This window comes from Massilia sp. BKSP1R2A-1, from assembly GCF_050586525.1.
GTDB lineage: Bacteria > Pseudomonadota > Gammaproteobacteria > Burkholderiales > Burkholderiaceae_D > Telluria.
The window spans coordinates 101,243-119,484 of the sequence record NZ_JBOBRE010000005.1 but is presented as its reverse complement, the minus strand read 5'-3'; the positions used below and the strand labels follow the sequence as shown (position 1 = coordinate 119,484).

General features: G+C 67.0%; 12 protein-coding genes. 10 read left to right on the top strand and 2 right to left on the bottom strand.

The window, feature by feature from the left end; genetic code table 11:
- Nucleotides 1–26: 26 nt before the first annotated feature.
- The 4 genes from ACQ7JA_RS09655 to ACQ7JA_RS09640 all read left to right on the top strand — a co-directional run bounded on the left by ACQ7JA_RS09655 (nucleotide 27) and on the right by ACQ7JA_RS09640 (nucleotide 4,523).
- Entirely contained in the window at nucleotides 27–731 is a 705-nt protein-coding gene (locus ACQ7JA_RS09655; protein WP_430897015.1) for a hypothetical protein, read from the top strand.
- Nucleotides 732–805: 74 nt separating this feature from the next.
- Complete coding sequence (locus tag ACQ7JA_RS09650; RefSeq protein WP_430897014.1) at nucleotides 806–1,525, top strand: amidohydrolase family protein; 720 nt, start codon at nucleotides 806–808, stop codon at nucleotides 1,523–1,525.
- A gap of 69 nt (nucleotides 1,526–1,594) precedes the next feature.
- Nucleotides 1,595–2,737, top strand: a complete 1,143-nt coding sequence (locus ACQ7JA_RS09645; RefSeq protein WP_430897013.1) for a DUF3616 domain-containing protein — start codon at nucleotides 1,595–1,597, stop codon at nucleotides 2,735–2,737.
- Nucleotides 2,738–3,140: 403 nt separating this feature from the next.
- Nucleotides 3,141–4,523 carry an amino acid permease gene (locus ACQ7JA_RS09640; RefSeq protein ID WP_430897011.1) on the top strand — a complete coding sequence of 461 codons (1,383 nt, stop codon included), beginning with the start codon at nucleotides 3,141–3,143 and terminating at the stop codon, nucleotides 4,521–4,523.
- On the opposite strand, the gene ACQ7JA_RS09635 is transcribed toward ACQ7JA_RS09640, so the two are convergent.
- Nucleotides 4,452–7,484: a sensor histidine kinase gene (locus tag ACQ7JA_RS09635; RefSeq protein WP_430897009.1), complete on the bottom strand. Its 3,033-nt coding sequence runs from the start codon at nucleotides 7,482–7,484 to the stop codon at nucleotides 4,452–4,454. The genes ACQ7JA_RS09640 and ACQ7JA_RS09635 overlap by 72 nt on opposite strands.
- Before the next feature lie 277 nt (nucleotides 7,485–7,761).
- On the opposite strand from ACQ7JA_RS09635, the gene ACQ7JA_RS09630 reads away from it, so the two are divergent.
- The gene (locus tag ACQ7JA_RS09630; RefSeq protein ID WP_430897007.1) at nucleotides 7,762–9,654 is read left to right on the top strand and encodes a CocE/NonD family hydrolase; all 1,893 of its coding nucleotides are present in this window, start codon (nucleotides 7,762–7,764) and stop codon (nucleotides 9,652–9,654) included.
- A 175-nt stretch (nucleotides 9,655–9,829) separates the two neighbouring features.
- Nucleotides 9,830–10,675 (top strand): PEP-CTERM sorting domain-containing protein, encoded by an 846-nt coding sequence (locus ACQ7JA_RS09625; RefSeq protein WP_430897005.1) that lies wholly within the window; start codon nucleotides 9,830–9,832, stop codon nucleotides 10,673–10,675.
- Between the two features lie 12 nt (nucleotides 10,676–10,687).
- Here ACQ7JA_RS09625 and ACQ7JA_RS09620 read toward each other — a convergent pair whose 3' ends face one another.
- On the bottom strand, nucleotides 10,688–12,280 hold the full coding sequence (locus tag ACQ7JA_RS09620; RefSeq protein WP_430897003.1) for an EAL domain-containing protein: 1,593 nt from the start codon (nucleotides 12,278–12,280) through the stop codon (nucleotides 10,688–10,690).
- A gap of 218 nt (nucleotides 12,281–12,498) precedes the next feature.
- Here ACQ7JA_RS09620 and ACQ7JA_RS09615 point away from each other — a divergent pair, with 218 nt between their 5' ends.
- The 4 genes from ACQ7JA_RS09615 to lpdA are packed head-to-tail and all read left to right on the top strand — an operon-like array spanning nucleotide 12,499 to nucleotide 17,547.
- Nucleotides 12,499–13,731: a 3-methyl-2-oxobutanoate dehydrogenase (2-methylpropanoyl-transferring) subunit alpha gene (locus tag ACQ7JA_RS09615; protein ID WP_430897001.1), complete on the top strand. Its 1,233-nt coding sequence runs from the start codon at nucleotides 12,499–12,501 to the stop codon at nucleotides 13,729–13,731.
- A 38-nt stretch (nucleotides 13,732–13,769) separates the two neighbouring features.
- Complete coding sequence (locus ACQ7JA_RS09610; RefSeq protein WP_231060417.1) at nucleotides 13,770–14,780, top strand: alpha-ketoacid dehydrogenase subunit beta; 1,011 nt, start codon at nucleotides 13,770–13,772, stop codon at nucleotides 14,778–14,780.
- 4 nt (nucleotides 14,781–14,784) lie between these two features.
- Nucleotides 14,785–16,137 (top strand): dihydrolipoamide acetyltransferase family protein, encoded by a 1,353-nt coding sequence (locus tag ACQ7JA_RS09605; RefSeq protein ID WP_430896999.1) that lies wholly within the window; start codon nucleotides 14,785–14,787, stop codon nucleotides 16,135–16,137.
- 6 nt (nucleotides 16,138–16,143) lie between these two features.
- A complete protein-coding gene (gene lpdA, locus ACQ7JA_RS09600) occupies nucleotides 16,144–17,547 on the top strand; it encodes a dihydrolipoyl dehydrogenase (protein ID WP_430896997.1) in 1,404 nt (467 codons plus the stop codon).
- Nucleotides 17,548–18,242: the final 695 nt, after the last annotated feature.

The following is an 18,242-nucleotide window of genomic DNA, read 5'->3' as shown; positions in this document are numbered from 1 at the left end:
TCTCTGGCAACAAAGGATCCCCGCCCATGGACTTCCTCGACGACATCCTGGACCTGCGCAGCGCCCGCCTGCGCCAGTCCGCCCTGTGCAGCTTCATGGCCGACCGCAGCGTCGACCCGCATCAGCGCCTGTCCTTCATCCCCGCCATGATGTTCTTCACGATGGGCTTCAAGGACATCCTGGCCGCGCTGCGCGACAACAGCGACAAGTCGCCCCTGCAGCTGAGCGTGCACCGCCACTGCGACGAGGACGGTTTCCATTGGCTCTGGTACCTGGAAGACCTGGACGCCATCGACCACGGACGGCGCCTGCTGCAGCTGCCGGCGGCCCAGGCCCTCACCGACGTCTGGTCGCTCGAGAACCACGCCACCCGCGAGGCCGTGTACCACGCGATCCACCTGGCCAAGACCTGGCGCACGCCCTTCTACCGCATGGTCCTGATCGAGGCGCTGGACGCGACCTTCAACTGCTTCAACGAGCCGATGGTTGCGCTGGTGGACGAACTCGGCCTGGTCGAGCGCCTGCACTACTTCGGCCAGTTCCACCACCGCGTGGGCAGGCGGCGCGCCAGCGAGCGCCTCGGCGCAACGCTGGCCGGCTACCAGCCCTGCGCGGACGAGCGCACCACCGCGATCTTCCTCGTCAACCAGGTCTTCGACGCCTTCAAGCGCATGTTCGACTGCTGGTACGCGGCGCGCCTGACGAGCGATCTGCTGCGCCCGGCCGCCTGACGCCATATGCATCCGATTGTCGTGGACAAGAGACGCCTCTCCCTCTAGGCTGATCCACGTCCAAACGATTGCGCGTGGTGGAGGACGAGTACGCAAAGGTCCAGGGTGAGAACGACTGGACCGCGGCCCAGGCCGCCAAATATCCCGGCCGCCTGCGCGCCCTCTGCGGCTTCAATCCGCTCAAGGACTACGCACCGAAGGAACTGGAGCGCTGCGCCGCCCACCCCGGACTGCGCCACGGAATCAAGATGCACTTCGGGAATTCGGACGTCCAGCTGGAGAATCCCGAGCACGTCAAGCGCCTGCAGGAAGTCTTCCGCGCCGCCAACCGCCACCGCATGGCCATCGCCATCCACCTGCGCGCCAACATCGGCCTCGAGCGCCCCTACGGCGAGGCGCAGGCACGCGCCTTCCTCACCCAGCTGATGCCGCAGGCGCCCGATATCCTGGTGCAGGTCGCCCACTTCGCGGGCGCCGGGCCTGGCTACGAAGACCCGCCGGCCAATGAGGTGATGCGCGTGTTCGCCGAAGCGGCGGCGCGCAGGGACCCGAACACCCGCAATCTCTACTTCGACGCGGCCTCGATCGCCACCCCGGACATCTCGCCCGAACACGCTCGCGAAATGGTGGCCCGGATCCGCATGGCCGGCGTCGACAAGATCCTCTACGGGTCCGATGCGGCCGCGCCGGGCAATATGAAGCCGCATGAGGCCTGGGCCGCCTTCCGCGCCCTGCCCCTGAGCCCGGACGAGTTCGGGCGCATCGCAGGCAAGGTCGCGCCGTATCTCCAATAAGCTGCAGTAAGCCGGGCGTCGCGTGGCCGTGATATCGTTGAGCCGTCCCCACGATCCGACGTGCGCGCCATGCATCCATCCAACATCGTCCTGCTGGAATTCCATCCCGAACGCGATGACCTCAGCCCCGGCAAGGAACTGCGCGACGGCCTCTCGGTGGCCCTGCGCATGGGTCGCACCATCTGGCTTGCCAACGACGAGTCGGTCAGCATCGAGCGCCTGACCCTGTGCGAGGCCGACAGCACCGGCCAGAGCAGTTTCGCGCGCGAACACCGCCAGTACGCCCTGCACGACTACCTGCCCCTGCCGCTGCCGCCCCACGGCGCAACGCGGGAAGACATCAACGAGGCCGACATCGAGGGCCTGGCCTGCGACGGCAAGTACCTGTGGATCGCGGGTTCGCACAGCCTGCGCCGCCGCCAGCCCAAGGACGGCGACGGCGTGCGCAAGGCGCAGAAGCGCCTGGCGACCGTGAGCGCCGACGGCAACCGCTACCTGCTGGGACGCATTCCCATCGTCGAAGAGGACGGCGCCTACACGCTCGTGCGCGAGCACACGGGCAAGAACAAGCTGCGCCGCGCCGCCATGCTGCGCGGCGACGAGCACGGCAACGAGCTCACCAGCCTGCTGCGCGAGGATCCCCACCTCGGCCCTTTTCTGGCCATCCCCGGCAAGGACAACGGCTTCGACATCGAAGGCCTGGCGGTGGCCGGCGAACACCTGCTGCTGGGCCTGCGCGGGCCGGTGCTGCGCGGCTGGGCGCTGGTGATCGAGGTCGCGCTGGTGGAAGATGACGAGCAAGGCCGGCTGCGCCTGGCGCCGCTGGACAAGGACGGGCAACTCTACCGCAAGCACTTCCTCGACCTGCACGGCCTCGGCATCCGCGATTTGTGCGTGCAGGGCAAGGACGTACTGGTGCTGGCCGGACCGACCATGGACCTGGACGGCCCGGTGCGCGTGCTGCGCTGGCGCGGCGGCACGGCGCCGACCAGCGAATGTGTCCTGCACGTGCACGAACTCGACACCGTGCTCGAGCTGCCCTTCGGCCAGGGCGTCGACCATCCGGAAGGCATGAGCCTGTTCCCGGGCAGGGACGGCAAGGAGACCGAGCTGCTGGTGGTACATGATTCGGCCTCGCCTGGCCGCCAGATCGGGGACAGTACCCTGGTGGCGGACGTCTACACGATCCCGCGCAAGGGCAAGGGACGGTGACAGTTTGTTTGGGAACTGCCGGGATGTCGTAGGGTGGGCAATCCTTTGCCCACGGGTTCGAGCAGCAGCGCCTCTATCCTGGGACGATGCCGCTCGCCTTCTCGGGCCGGACCGACCAGTGCTGCGCCACACGTGCGCGGATCTTGCTAAGCTGGGAAAACCACTACCTTCCCACGATAGGAGAAAACGATGCGCAAGATGATCATGATGGCCATTGCCGGCCTGCTCTGGAAGAAGTTCGGCGGCAAGTACGCCCGCCGCCCGGCCACCAGCCGCAACTGGCGCGGGTTCTGAGCCCCACCCCTGCACGGCGGCCGCGAATAATCCCGCGGTCGCCGTCCACGGCCCAGTTCCATGCAGTAGAATCGCTGGCTTTAAGGCAACCTTTTCCTTAAGGCCGACGATGGACAACCCGCAGCACGCCCCCGCGCACGAACTCAAGCGCGGACTGAAGAACCGCCACATCCAGCTGATCGCCCTCGGCGGCGCGATCGGCACCGGCCTGTTCCTGGGCGTGGCCCAGACCATCCAGCAAGCCGGCCCCTCGGCTCTTCTCGGCTACGCGATCGCCGGCCTGGTCGCTTTCCTCATCATGCGCCAGATGGGCGAGATGATCGTCGACGAACCGGTCGCCGGTTCCTTCGGCTATTTCGCGAGCAAATACGGCAGCCCGATGGCCGGTTTCGCCTCCGGCTGGAACTACTGGGTCATGTACATCCTCGTCAGCATGGCCGAACTGTCGGCCCTCGGCATCTACGTCCAATACTGGTTCCCCGAGGTGCCGACCTGGGTTTCGGCGCTGGCCTTCTTCATGCTCGTCAACGCCCTCAGCCTGCTCAACGTGAAGGCCTTCGGCGAACTCGAATTCTGGTTCTCGATCATCAAGGTGGCCGCCGTGGTCGGCATGATCGTGTTCGGCCTCTATCTCCTGATCAGCGACACCGCCGGCCCGCAGGCGGGCGTGGCCAACCTGTGGCAGCATGGCGGCTTCTTCCCCAACGGCTTCGCCGGGCTCGCACTGTCGATGGCCGTCATCATGTTCTCCTTCGGGGGGCTGGAAATGATCGGCATCACCGCCGCCGAGGCCGACAATCCGGGCCGCACCATCCCGCGCGCCATCAACCAGGCCATCTGGCGCATCGCCATCTTCTACGTCGGCGCGCTGGCCGTGCTGCTGATGCTCTATCCCTGGTCCAAGGTCGCCCTCGGCGGCAGCCCCTTCGTGCTGATCTTCGCCGCGTTGGACAGCAATGCGGTCGCCAACGTCCTCAACCTGGTGGTGCTGACCGCCGCCCTGTCGGTCTACAACGGCTGCGTCTACGCCAACAGCCGCATGCTCTTCGGCCTGGCAGAACAGGGCAACGCCCCGCGCGCCCTCCTGAAGTTGTCGCGGCGCGGCGTGCCGCTGGCGGCCCTGGGCGTCTCGGCGGTCGCCACCGGCATCTGCATCTGCATCAACTACTTCCTGCCAAGGGAAGCCTTCGGCATGCTGATGGGCCTGGCGGTTGCGGCCCTGGTCATCAACTGGGGCATGATCTGCTGGAGCCACCTGCGCTTCCGCCGCCAGAAGGCGGCCAGCGGCGAGACGACCGCCTTCCGCAGCCCCTTCTTCCCCCTGACCAACTACCTCTGCCTGGCCTTCCTGGCCGGCATCATCGTGGTGATGTACCTGACGCCCGGTCTGCGCCTGTCGGTCTGGATGATCCCGGCCTGGCTAGTCGTGCTTGGCCTGGCCTACCGCATCCGCATGCGCAAGGGAGCTGTCGCCACGACGTTGTCGGCGTGATCGCGTCGCCGGCAGGGCGATGCTGACAGTCGTGCCGGCGTCGTCGCTGCGGATACGCAGTTTCGCGCCGATCTGCTCGGCGCGCTCGCGCATGCCTTGCAGGCCAAAGTGTCCGGGCTTCCCGTGCGCGTGCCGACCCAGGCCGGTTCCCGTATCGCGCACCGAGAGCACGAGCTGCCTTCCGTCGGGCGTAGCGTCCAGCCGGATCTTGCCGCCCGTGTGTTGCAGCGCATTGATGATGGCCTCGCGCAGGATCGCGTAGAGGTCGCGCGAGAGCGCCACCGTGCCCAGCTGCTCCAGGAGGTCCGGCTCGACCACCTCGATGCGCTGCAGGCTGCCACCGGGGACGGCGGCGTCCAGGTCGCGCATCAGGGCCTGCCAGAAGGTCGCGGCATTGCCGAAGTTTTCGCGTAGTCCCTGGATCTCGTCACGGCCCTCGGCCAGGACGCCGCGCGCGCTGCCGATCAGGCGATCGAGCTCGGTGCGCAGCGGGTTGTCGGCGGACAGCTTCACCGTGGCCGCCTGCATGCTGAGCAACATGCCCTGCACGCTTTGCAGGAAGGTGTCGTGCAAGGTGCGGGCGATCGATTCCCGTTCACGCACGCGCGCCAGGAAACGGTCTTCGATACGGGCCGCCAGCTGCCGCATGCGCAGGCGGTACAGGAAGATGGCGAGCAGCACTCCCGCCAGCACGGCGCCGGCCTTGAACCACCAGGTCTGCGTCATGTGGGGCGCGATATCGAAGCGCAAGGTACTGATGCGGCTGGGCACGCCGCGCTCGTTGAAGGCCTGGACCTCGAACACATGCTCGCCAGGACGCAGGCGCTGGAAGAAGGCGGTGCGGCGCGGGCCGGCGTCGACCCAGGCGCCGTTCTCGACAAGGCGGTAGCGGAAGCGCACCCGCTGCGGCATGCGCAGGCTGGGGCTCGCATACTCGATCTGGATGTCTTCGGTGCCCTCCTCGAGCGCGATCCGTCCGTGCGCGGCGTAGCGGCGCTGGCCGGCGCCGAGCGACAGGATGTCGACGTCGGGGGTGGGCGGCCTTCCGCCCGTCCCCCGCGGGTCGATCGAAGCCAGGCCGCGTTCGCCGGCGAACCACAGTGTTCCGTCCGGGCCCGCGAGCGCGGTGCGGCCGACCAGGGTCGTGGCGGCGCCGCCGGTGTAGCCATCGAGCGCGTCGAACAGCGTGCCATGCACCGCCACCGCGGGATCCGCCATGGAACGCGCCCAGTCGGCGGGCTCGACCCGGAAAATTCCCCGTTCGGCGTTCAGCCAGCGGACACCGGTCCGGTCCACCGCGATCCCGCTCACCGCGCCCAGCGCCTGCCCCGGTGCGAAGCGCAGATGCCGGAAGCGTCCATCCACCAGCACCTGCACGCCACGCGGGCCCGCGATCAACAGCGGCGCGCCAGGGTCGATGTACTCGACCCCGCCGACGTCGACACCGTCTCCCGGGCCGAACTCGCGGCTTGCCCGCCCATCGACGATGCGCAGGCGGTCGCCGCGATAGCCGTGGTAGCTGCGCCCCGCCGCGTCGTAGGCCATCGCGCCCGCCTGCCTGTCCCTGGCCTCGGCCGAGCTGGACCAGCTGCCGTCCCGGTAGTGCCACAGGCCGAGGTGGCCCGTCCACAGCCACACATCGCGCGCCCCCGCCGTTACCGCCTTGATGCGCCCCGATGGACCGGCCCCGCTCACGGCCGCCGGGAGAGGAATGCGTTCCACCTGGCCCGGACGGTGGCGCTCGATGCCCCGGTCTCCGGCGATTACCAGGCTGCCGTCGGGTGCCCCGTCGAGCGCGCGCGCACCGAGGGAATTGGGCAGTGCGACCGCTCTCCCGTTCTCGATGCGCATCAGGCCGGCGGCCCCTTCGTACCTGCTGACCTGCACCACGTAGAGGCTGCCGTCCGGGTGCAGTGCGGGCACCGCGATGCCACGGTCATACCAGGCGGCATCCATGCGTACGGCCTGGTCGCGCAGCCGTTCGAGGCCGGCAGGGGTGCCGATCCAAATGCTGCCGTCGCGGTCTTCCATCAAGGACAGTACCGTAAGACTCGTCATCTGCCAGGGCTGGTCGAGCTTCTCGGCCGCGCCGACCGGCGTGAAGCGTGATCCTGCGCGCCAGGCTGCCGGACGCAGCACGCACAAGCCTACCGGGCAGTTGCCTGACCAAAGATTGCCATGTGCATCGAAAAGCGATTGGAAGCTGCTGCTGCGGCCGGATGCGGGCCCGATCGTGGCGGCCGTGGGCGGGGCGACCCGTTCGAATCGCTTGTCGATGACCAGCCAGACACTCCCGTCGCGCGCTTCGAGCAGCATGGCGTCGGCGCCGGCATCGCGCACGCGTCGGAACCGCTGCTCACCCGATGCGCGCAGGTAGATCGAGGCGCCGTCGACCGCCCATACCCTCCCGGCGCGGTCAGCCAGGACGTGCTCGGCGCGCGCGCCGCCGTAGCCCTGCTCGGGGCCGATCCGTTCGACCCGCTCCCCGACGCTGCGAAACAGGCCACCCCAGCCGGCGATCCAGGCCGCGCCGTCGCTGCCAAGACTGATCGCGAACACACTGCCACTGGTGGACGCCGCGAGCAGTTGCCGGTAGCGGCCATCGCGCAGCAGGGTGACGCCGCCGCGGCCGTGTCCGATCCAGAGCGTCCCGTCGGGTCCCGGACGCAGCACGCTGATCGCCGTATCCGGCAGGCGGCTGCCGTCGCGCGCGACATAGGGATGGAAGCGCACGCCGTCGAATCGGTACAGTCCGCTTTGGCGAGACGCTACCCAGAGCCAGCCGTCCTCGGTCTGTGCCAGTGTGTCCACGAAACGCGGTGCGCCTTCGAGTTCACCCCAGCGTTCGTGACGATAGCCATCCAAGGGCGCGGAAGGGTCGAGCGCCAGCGCGCCGGACGCGGCGGTCCACAACAGCGCCGGCAGGATGCGGCACCGCAGGTTCAGGAAAAATTGCCTCATAAACAGGATTGTCATACGCCGCCATGGCGCCGTCCAGCACGGGATGCTGCAACGCACCCGAGGCACGGCGCAAGGCTGGCGCCCCTGCCATTCGGCCAGGCCGACGTTGTAAAGACGCAAATAAACATCGTTTACCGGCCTGTGCCATCGGGTGGGAAACGTTTTCGCATCGTGTGCTGGCCGTCTGCCTCGACAGTTGTTAAAGTATCCAGAATGCAAGAAACGCAGCCGGCCCATGACCGGTCCTTCATCACGCAGGGTAGAAAGGGGAGCACACTTGAAGAAAATCACCGCCAGTCTCGTCGCCGTTGCGTTGCTGACCTCCAGCATCGCGCCAGGCGCCATCGCCCAGGATTACACCAGATACAGCCCGGAAGCCCAGGACCGCGCAATCGGCCAGATCGCGACGTCGCGCCAGTCCGTGATGGTGCGCATGCGCGATGGCGTGTCGCTGTCGACCGACATCTACATGCCGAAGAATGCGAGCGGAAAGCTCCCCGTCATCCTCTGGAAGACACCCTATAACGAGGGCAAGCTGAAAGGCTCGACGATGCGCTACGCGCTGGAGTCGGTCAAGCGCGGCTACGTCTTCATCGTGCAGAACGAACGCGGCCGCTATTTCTCGGAAGGCAAATGGGAAATCCTCGGCAATCCGCAGACCGACGGCTACGACACCCTGAGCTGGATCGCCGAGCAGGCCTGGTCGAACGGCAAGGTCGGCACCCTGGGCTGCTCGTCCTCGGCCGAATGGCAACTCGCCCTGGCCGGCCTGAACCACCCGGCCCACGCCGCCATGGTGCCGATGGCCTCCGGCGCCGGCATCGGCAAGGTGGGCCGCTTCCAGGAGCAGGGCAACTGGTACACCGGCGGCGTGCCGCGCAACCTCTTCTTCGTCTGGCTGTACGGCGTCGACAATCCCCTGCGCGCCCAGCTGCCGGCGATCGCCGATGAGAAAATGCGCGCTCGCATCGAAGCCTACAACGACCTCGACCCGGGCAAGCCCAAGGTCGACTGGAACAAGCAGATCAAGCACCTGCCCGTCGACCAGCTCCTGAGCTCGCTCGGCGAGCCGGCCGGCACCTTTGAAGAGCTGATCAAGCGCAGCCCGGCGGACCCGGCCTGGAACAAGGGCGGCCTCTACCATGAAGGCATGGGCTGGGGCGTCCCGGCCCTGTGGTTCAACAGCTGGTACGACGTCTCGATCGGCCCGAACCTGGAACTGTTCAACCACGCCCGTGCGGCGGGCACCGACAAGGAGGCCAGCGCCAACCAGTACGCCGTGGTGGCGCCGATTCCGCACTGCCAGTTCGCCCGCCTGGGGCCGAACACGACGGTCGGCGAGCGTTCCATGGGCGACACCAGCTTCGACGTCGACGGCGCGGTCTACGGCTGGTTCGACCGCTGGCTCAAGGGCGACACCAAGGCCTTCCCGTCGACCACGCCGCGCGTGCGCTACTTCGAGATGGGCGCCAACAAATGGCAGAGCGCCGGCACCTGGCCGCCGCAGGACGCCAAGCCGATGCGCCTCTACCTGCGCTCGGCTGGCCGCGCCAATTCCCTGTACGGCGACGGCCGCCTGTCGTCCGAGGCGCCGGGCGCGAACGAAGCGGCCGACCGCTACCGCTACGATCCGATGAACCCGGTGCAGACCGTCGGCGGCGGCGACTGCTGCAATGGCGGCATCGTGATCCCGGGCGCGTTCGACCAGCGCGGTGTCGAAGCGCGCAACGACGTGCTGGTCTACACCAGCGACCCGCTGCCGAAGCCTGTCAGCGTGGCCGGCTTCGTGGACGCCGTGCTGAAGGTCTCGTCGAATGCGAAAGACACCGACTTCGCCGTGAAGCTGGTCGACGTCGCGCCCGACGGCACCGCCTGGATCATCGGCGACACCATCTTCCGCGCCCGCTACCGCAACGGCTTCGACAAGCCGGAGATGCTCAAGGCCGGTGAAGTGGTGACGATCCGCCCGACCCCGATCGCCACCGCGATCGAGTTCGGCGCCGGCCACCGGATCCGCGTCGAAGTCACCTCTTCGAACTTCCCGAAATTCGTCCGCAACCTGAACACCGGCGGGCAGAACGAGAGCGAGAAGACGGGCGTGGTGGCGGATAACGCCCTGCACCACGACAGCGCCAACCAGAGCTATATCGAGCTGCCCGTGGTGCGCTGACACCTTGCGCGTGTCACTGCCGGGCTGTCGGAAAACCTGACAGCCCGGCCATTCCCACCTCCGCTCTTTCGGCCCAAGCCCTTGATTCCATACGCATCGCGCGTCTTGGAATGTTTATTGCTCCTGCATAAGCGCTTGAACATTTCACCATCCAAAACAGACAAGGGAGCCATCCATGATCACGATCCGCCAAGCCGCCGCATTGTCCGTCGTCGCCCTGCTCGCCGCACCCGCCGCCCACGCCGGCGTCGTCAATCCGAACAATCCGGGCGGCGACGCCTTCTCCAATCCGACCGGCGCCAACCAGGGCCAGGCAGTCGGCGCCAGCGGCTGGTACTACAACAATGTGCGCAAAGGCGGCACCGTCGGGATCGACGGCAGCCACCCGCGCTCGGGCAACGGATCGGTGGCCTTCAGTGCGCCGGACGACGGCAAGGCGGATATCGAATACCTGGCGGGCGCGGTCAATGTGGGCGGCAACTATTACGCCACGCAGTCGCTCGGCGCGTTCTCCAGCCTGGTGTCGATGTCCTACGACTGGTATCGCGACGGTACGAGCGCGAATAACGCCGGCCAGCACCCCTCCATGCGCGTACTGATCGACCTGGACGGCAATCTGATGACCAACGATCGCGGCGGGCTGGTATTCGAGGGAATCTACAACGGCAGGCTGGTCGCCCCGGTCGACCAATGGGTGAGCGAGCTGATCGATGGGAACACCAAGGTCTGGGGTTTTGGGCTGGGCGCCGATCCGAACGGCGGTTACGCCTACGACAGCAGCCTCGCCGACTGGCAGGCCTTCTTGCCGCGCACCGCCACCATCGTCGGCTTCAGCTCGGGGGTCGGCAGCGGCTGGGGTCCCTTCAGCGGCGCGGTCGACAACCTCTCCTGGAATATCGGCGGCGTGAGCAGCTCCACCAACTTCGAGCTCGCGGCGAATGATGTTCCGGAACCGGCCACCTTTGGCCTGCTCGCAATCGGCGCAGCCGGCTTGGCCGCGCGCCGTCGCCGCGCGCGCTGATCGCGCAACGCCTCATCCGGCCGCGCGCACCGGGCCAGCCTCCTGCGCCGCCTGGGCTTCCAGGTGGCGCACGATCTCCCAGAACGGCATGGGCCGGCCGAACAGCCAGCCCTGCCCGTACTGCACCCCCTGCCGGCGCAGGTAGTCGGCCTGCGCCTGGCTTTCGACCCCTTCCGCGATCGTGCGCAGGCCCAGGTCCCTGGCCATGCTGATGATGTGCCCCACCACCTGGCTGGTCGGCGCGCCGGTGCCGATCGCCTCGATGAAGCTGCGGTCGATCTTCAGGTAGTCGAGCTCCAGCGACTCGAGATAGGACAAGCTCGAGTAGCCGGTGCCGAAGTCGTCGATCGCCAGCAGGAAACCGTGGCGGCGCAAGGCGCCGGTGGTCTCGCGCGCCACCATCGGGTCGAGCAGCCCGCGTTCCGTCACCTCGAGCATCAGGTTGGCCGGCTGGGCGCCCATTTGCTGCAGCGTACGCTGCAGGCGTTCGAGAAAGCCGCCGGTGTGGAAGTCGGCCGGCGCCACGTTGATGCCGACGTGGAAGGATGGATTGGCGCGCAGGAAGGCGCCGGTGTCGGCGCACACGCGCTCGAGCACCAAGGCGGTCAGCTTGACGATCAGGCCGTTCTGCTCGGCGAGCGGGATGAACAGGTCGGGCATGACGATTTCGCCGGTCGGGCGGCGCCAGCGCACCAGGGCCTCGACGCCAGTCCAGCGGCCGCTGCGCAGGTCGACGATGGGCTGGTACTCGAGGAAAAATTCCCTGCGCCGGAGCGCGTTCCGCACGGCGACAGGCAGCGACATCTGCTGGCGCGCCAGGTAGACGATGGCGCAGGTCAGTGCGATGCCGGCGACCAGGCCGGCCGGCACCAGGCGCGCGGCCACGTCCTTCGAGCGGCCGGTCAGGTAGTGGGCCGGCACCGCCGCAATGCCGACGATCCGGAACATCGGCGAGCGCACGACGGCGACGACGTGGTCGTCATCCTCGAACACCGCCTCGCGCCTGCCACCCAGGCGCGCCACCCAGTCGGCATCGATGTGGCCGCGCATACTGACCGGCCGGCCGAAGTCCAGGGGAACGACGGCCAGCAAGACATCCGGCTCGCTCTTGGCCGTGTCCACCGGTAACTGGTTATGCAGGATCGCGGCGTAGTTACCGGACTGGAGGACAAGAAAACTCTGCTGCGGCGCAAAAGGAAAGCGCACGCCCGTTCGGATAATCACTCCCCTGTCGGTCGGGAAGGTTGGCGGACCCAGTTCGAGCACGCTGGTCGACCCGCCGATCGACGAACACAGCATGCGGTCGTTCTCGACATATCCGACGGCCTGGAGATAGGTGGAGCCGAGGTCGATCTCCCGCATCAGGTCGATGGCTGCCATGCTGCAAGGCGACCCGGCGTGCGGCCTCAGCCGCACGAAGCCGTCGAAGGCCTGCCGGCCCATCTCGTCGGCGCGCATCACCACATCGCGCGCATAGCCGAGGGCATGGGCGCTTTCCGCCTTGTAGGCCTGGCGTTGCGATTCCTCGATGGCGAACCAGATCGGCAGGCCGATCCCGAGCATTGCCACCAGCATGGTGAGGAAAACGGCGACGGTTTTTTTCATGGACGTATGCGGATCGGCATGAAGATGAAACTGCTCGCCTCCATACTACCGAGGTGGGAGGCGCCCGGCAAACGGCATGCATGACAGCCGAATCCGGAATGTGTTCCAGGGAGCGTATGCTGCATAGCAATATGAAAATACTTGCGCAATCCCTTCGTGCGACGCGTCCTTGGTCTCATAATACTTGCCGCAATTCACCTTACAAAGGGGTAGCGTTTATGAGTCAGAGTAATCCTCTGTCGCTGCATGTACCGGAGCCTACCGGCCGCCCGGGATGCAAGACCGATTTTTCGTACCTGCAGTTGAGTCCCGCCGGTTCCGTCCGGCGTCCGCCCGTCGACGTGGCGCCGCTCGATACGAGCGACATCGCGACCGGCCTGATCCGCGTCCTGGACGAGAACGGCGATGCCGTCGGCCCCTGGGCGCCGCAAGCCGATCCTGAATTACTGCGCTTCGGCCTGCGCACCATGATGAAAACCCGCATTTTTGACGCGCGCATGGTGATCGCCCAGCGCCAGAAGAAGATGTCGTTCTACATGCTGTCGCTCGGCGAGGAAGCCATCGGCACCGCCCAGGCCCTGGCCCTGGAAGACGGCGACATGCACTTCCCGACCTACCGGCAGCAGAGCCTGTTGTTCGCCAAGCAGGTGCCGCTGGTCGAGATGATCTGCCAGCTGCTGTCCAACGAGCGCGATCCGCTCAAGGGCCGCCAGCTGCCGGTCATGTACTCGGTGCGCCGCGCCGGCTTCTTCACCATTTCCGGCAACCTCGCCACCCAGTATCCGCAAGCCGTGGGCTGGGCCATGGCCTCGGCCATCAAGGGTGACACCAAGATCGCCGCCGCCTGGATCGGCGACGGCGCCACCGCCGAATCCGATTTCTCCACGGCGCTGACCTTCGCCCACGTCTACCGCGCGCCGGTGATCATGAACGTGGTGAACAACCAGTGGGCGATCTCGACCTTCCAGGCCATCGCCGGCGGCGAAAGCGTCACCTTCGCCACCCGTGGCATCGGCAGCGGCATCGCTTCGTTGCGCGTGGACGGCAACGACTTCCTGGCTGTGCTCTCCGCCTCGCGCTGGGCCGCCGAACGCGCCCGCTCCAACCTGGGCCCGACCCTGATCGAATGGGTCACCTACCGCGCCGGCCCGCACTCGACCTCGGACGATCCTTCGCGCTACCGCCCGGCCGACGACTTCCAGCACTTCCCGCTGGGCGACCCGATCGTGCGCCTGCGCCAGCACCTGACGAAGAATGGCTGGTGGTCGGACGAAGAGCACGAGCAGGTCCAGGCCGAACTCGAGGCCGAGATCCTCGCGGCCCAGAAGGAGGCCGAATCCTACGGCATCCTGGGCGACGAGCGCGCCCCGAGCGCCGCGACGATGTTCGAGGACGTCTATAAAGACATGCCGGAGCACCTGCGCCGGCAGCGACAGGAACTGGGAGTATGAGCATGGCACGTGACGATCAAACCAAGGACACGGCGACCATGCCGATGACCATGATCCAGGCGCTGCGCTCGGCGATGGACGTGATGATGGAACGCGACGGCAACGTCGTGGTGTTCGGCCAGGACGTGGGCTTCTTCGGGGGCGTGTTCCGCGTCACCGACGGCCTGCAGGCCAAGTATGGCAAGTCGCGCGTGTTCGACGCGCCGATCTCGGAAGGCGGCATCGTCGGCACGGCCGTCGGCATGGCGGCCTATGGCCTGCGGCCCGTGGTCGAGATCCAGTTCGCCGACTATTTTTATCCGGCGACCGACCAGATCGTGTCGGAAGCGGCGCGCCTGCGCTACCGCTCGGCCGGCGAGTTCACCTCCTCGATGGTGATCCGCATGCCCTGCGGCGGCGGCATCTACGGCGGCCAGACCCACAGCCAGAGCCCGGAAGCCTTCTTCACCCACGTCTGCGGCCTGCGCACCGTGATGCCGTCCAATCCCTACGACGCCAAGGGCCTGCTGATCGCCTCGATCGAGAACGACGACCCGGTGATCTTCCTGGAGCCGAAACGCCTGTACAACGGCCCCTTCGACGGCCACCACGACCGTCCGGTCGTGCCCTGGTCCGGCCATGCGCTGGGCAACGTCCCGACCGGGTACTACAAGGTCGACCTGGACAAGGCCGCCATCGTCCGCCCGGGCAATGACGTCACCGTGCTGGCCTACGGCACCATGGTGTGGGTCTCGGAAGCGGCGGCACGCGAGAGCGGCGTCGACGCGGAAGTCATCGACCTGCGCAGCATCTGGCCGCTCGACCTCGAGACCATCGTCAACTCGGTCAAGAAGACCGGCCGCTGCGTGATCGTGCACGAAGCCACCCGCACCAGCGGCTTCGGCGCCGAGCTCGCGGCCCTCGTGCAGGAACACTGCTTCTACCAGCTGGAGGCGCCGATCGAGCGCGTCACCGGCTGGGACACCCCGTATCCGCATGCGCAGGAATGGGCTTACTTCCCGGGGCCGGACCGTGTCGGCGCGGCCCTGAAACGTGCGATGGAGGGTTGAGAGAATGGGCATTCACGTCATTAAAATGCCGGACCTCGGCGAAGGCATCGCCGAAGTCGAAGTGGTGGCCTGGCACGTGCAGCCGGGCGACACGGTCAAGGAAGACCAGGTGCTGGCCGATGTCATGACCGACAAGGCGACCGTCGAGATTCCCTCGCCGGTGGCGGGCGTCATCACTTCCCTGGGCGGCGCTGTCGGCCAGTCGCTGGCCGTGGGCGCGGAACTGATCCGCCTCGAAGTGGAAGGCGCCGGTAATTTCTCGGGCGAGAAGGCGAAGCAGGAGCCGGTCAAATCCGCTGCCGCGACCGCCCCGGCCGAGGAAGTCGGCGATCCGCAACTCGAAGCCGTGGCGGCAGCCGAAGTTGGCTCGGCGGCCCAGGCCGCGGTGTCGGCGCCCCCGAAAGCGCCGGCCAAGCCTGCGCCGGCGCCCGTATCGCGGGCTCCCCAGCATGCGCCTACCCTGATGCGCGGCGAAGGTGAAAAACCGCTGGCTGCGCCGGCCGTGCGCCACCGTGCCTGGGACCTCGGGATCGAGCTGCAGTTCGTGCACGGCTCCGGCCCGGCAGGCCGCATCACCCACGCCGACCTGGACGCCCACGTGTCCGGCCGCCGCGGCGGGGGCCAGGCTGGCGGCGCCGACAAGCGCTACGCCAAACTGGAAGGCGAACATGCCGCGCCGGTGATCGGCCTGCGCCGCAAGATCGCGGAGAAGATGCAGGAAGCCAAGCGCAACATCCCGCACTTCACCTATGTCGAAGAGATCGACGTCACCGAACTGGAAGCCCTGCGCGCCCAGCTCAACGCCAGATATGGCGCCGAGCGCGGCAAGCTGACCTTCCTGCCGCTGCTGATGCGCGCGGTGGTGCTGTCGCTGCGCGCCTACCCGATGATGAACGCGCGCTACGACGACGACAACAACCTGCTCACGCAGTACGACCCGGTCCACCTGGGCATCGCCGCCCAGACCGACGCCGGCCTGATGGTGCCGGTGGTGCGCCACGCCGAATCGCTCGACCCGTGGGCCGCCGCCGCGGAAGTCGCGCGCCTGGCCGACGCCGCACGCAGCGGCAAGGCCACGCGCGACGAGCTGACGGGATCGACCATCACCATCACCAGCCTGGGCCCGCTGGGCGGCATCGTGACCACGCCGGTCATCAACCGTCCGGAAGTGGCCATCATCGGCACCAACCGCATCGTCGACCGTCCGGTGATCAGGGACGGCGCCATGGTGGCGCGCAAGATGATGAACCTGTCGTCCTCCTTCGACCACCGCGTCATCGACGGCCAGGTGGCTGCGAAGTTCATCCAGGCGATCCGCGGCTACCTCGAAGCCCCGGCGACCATTTTCGTGGAGTAAATGCGCATGGAGACCATCAACACCACCCTGCTCATCGTCGGCGGCGGACCGGGCGGCTACGTGGCCGGCATCCGCGCCGGACAGCTGGGCGTGCCGACCGTGCTGGTCGAAGGCGCCGCGCCCGGCGGCACCTGCCTGAACATCGGCTGCATTCCCTCGAAGGCGCTGATCCACGCGGCCGAGGAATTCTGCAAGGCGCGCAGCTACGCGGCCGAGACTTCGCCGCTGGGTATCACGAGCGCGGAGCCGCGCATCGACATCGAACGGACGGTGGCCTGGAAGGACGGCATCGTCAAGAAGCTGACCGGCGGCGTCGGCGCCCTGCTCAAGAAGAACGGCGTCAAGCTGGTGAACGGCTGGGCGACCATCCTGGACGGCAAGACCGTCGAGGTAAGGCCCGAGGGATCGGAGGAAGCCACGGTGCGCATCCGCTGCGAGCACATGCTGCTGGCCAGCGGTTCCGAAGCGGTCGAACTGCCCTTCATGCCGTTTGGCGACCGCGTGATCTCCTCGACCGAGGCCCTGTCGCCCCGCGAGATCCCGCAGCGCCTGGTCGTGGTCGGCGCCGGCTACATCGGCCTCGAGCTGGGCACGGCCTATCGCAAGCTGGGCAGCCAGGTGACGGTCGTGGAAGCGGCGGACCGGATCCTGCCGGCGTATGACGCCGACCTCGTGAAACCGGTGGCGGCCGCCCTTGGCCGCCTGGGCGTGGAAGTGCGCCTGGCGACCTCGGTGCAGGGGCTCGACGAGGAAGGACGCGTGCGCGTGCGCGATGCCTCCGGCGTGGAGGCGCTGCTGGAAGCGGACCGCGTGCTGGTCGCCGTCGGCCGCAAGCCGCGCACGACCGGCTGGGGCCTGGAAAACCTGATGCTCGACATGAACGGGCGCGCGGTCAAGGTCGACGACGCGTGCCGGACCTCGATGCGCAATGTCTGGGCCATCGGCGACCTCACGGGCGAACCGATGCTGGCCCACCGCGCGATGGCGCAGGGCGAGATGGTGGCGGAGATCGTCTCCGGCAAGCGCCGCCACTTCGCGCCGGCCGCCATCCCCGCGGTGTGCTTCACCGATCCCGAGATCGTGGTGGTCGGCATGTCGCCGCAGGACGCCGACAAGGCAGGCGTCGAGATCATCACGGCCAGCTTCCCCTTCAGCGCCAACGGCCGCGCCATGACCATCGACAGCACCGATGGCTTCGTGCGCGTGGTGGCGAGGAAGAGCGACCACCGCATCATCGGCTGGCAGGCCGTCGGCGGCGCCGTGTCGGAACTGGCGGCCGGCTTCACCCAGTCGATCGAGCTGGGCGCCCAGCTGGAAGACATCGGCGCCACCATCCACGCCCATCCGACCCTGGGCGAGGCGGTGCAGGAAGCCGCCCTGCGCGCGCTGGGACACGCACTGCACATCTGACCCGTCTCCGGACAGCGAAGCCGCCCTCGAGGCGGTAATGCCGTTCAGTTAAGCGAAGTGGAAGCTGTTGTAGGGTGGACGGGGTAATTGCGGGCAATGCCCGGAATTACGAACGTCCGCGCGTTCACCTCCCAGTTGAATGGATGCGACGCATGCTGTTCATGCACTGTTTGAACGCGCGGACGGCGAAGCCGTCCGCCCTACGCTACGCTAACTGAACGGGATTACCCTCGGGGCGGCTTTTTTCTGGGCTGTGTTCGCGTTGATTGCGCTTGTGCAGCTACCTTTACTTACCTTGTCGTACCGCATTACTTAGCCAATGGGCTGATGTACGCAACGCTTGCGCATCCAATAATCGCTGCCAGCCTGAATAGTTCGCCAGATAGCGGCTTTGGACAATGGCGCCACGGACAGGCAGGCGAACAATTCGTCGAAGCGCAGGCTTTGCATCGTTACTCCAGGATGAGTTAACTCGACGATGCGTGTGACTTGGACAACGCGATTTGGTTCACCTAGCAATCGCGACCACAGCCCTTTTTTTGGGCCGGTCTATATGCATCCATATGCCAGATTGCTTTAATCGGCAAAGGTCCTATGCATACCTTGTTACATCTCCAAACAATATTCAGAGATTGGTCTCTGGTGCAAAATCTATCCCACATGCAATAATCCACGCGTGTTCGGGAATTAACCCC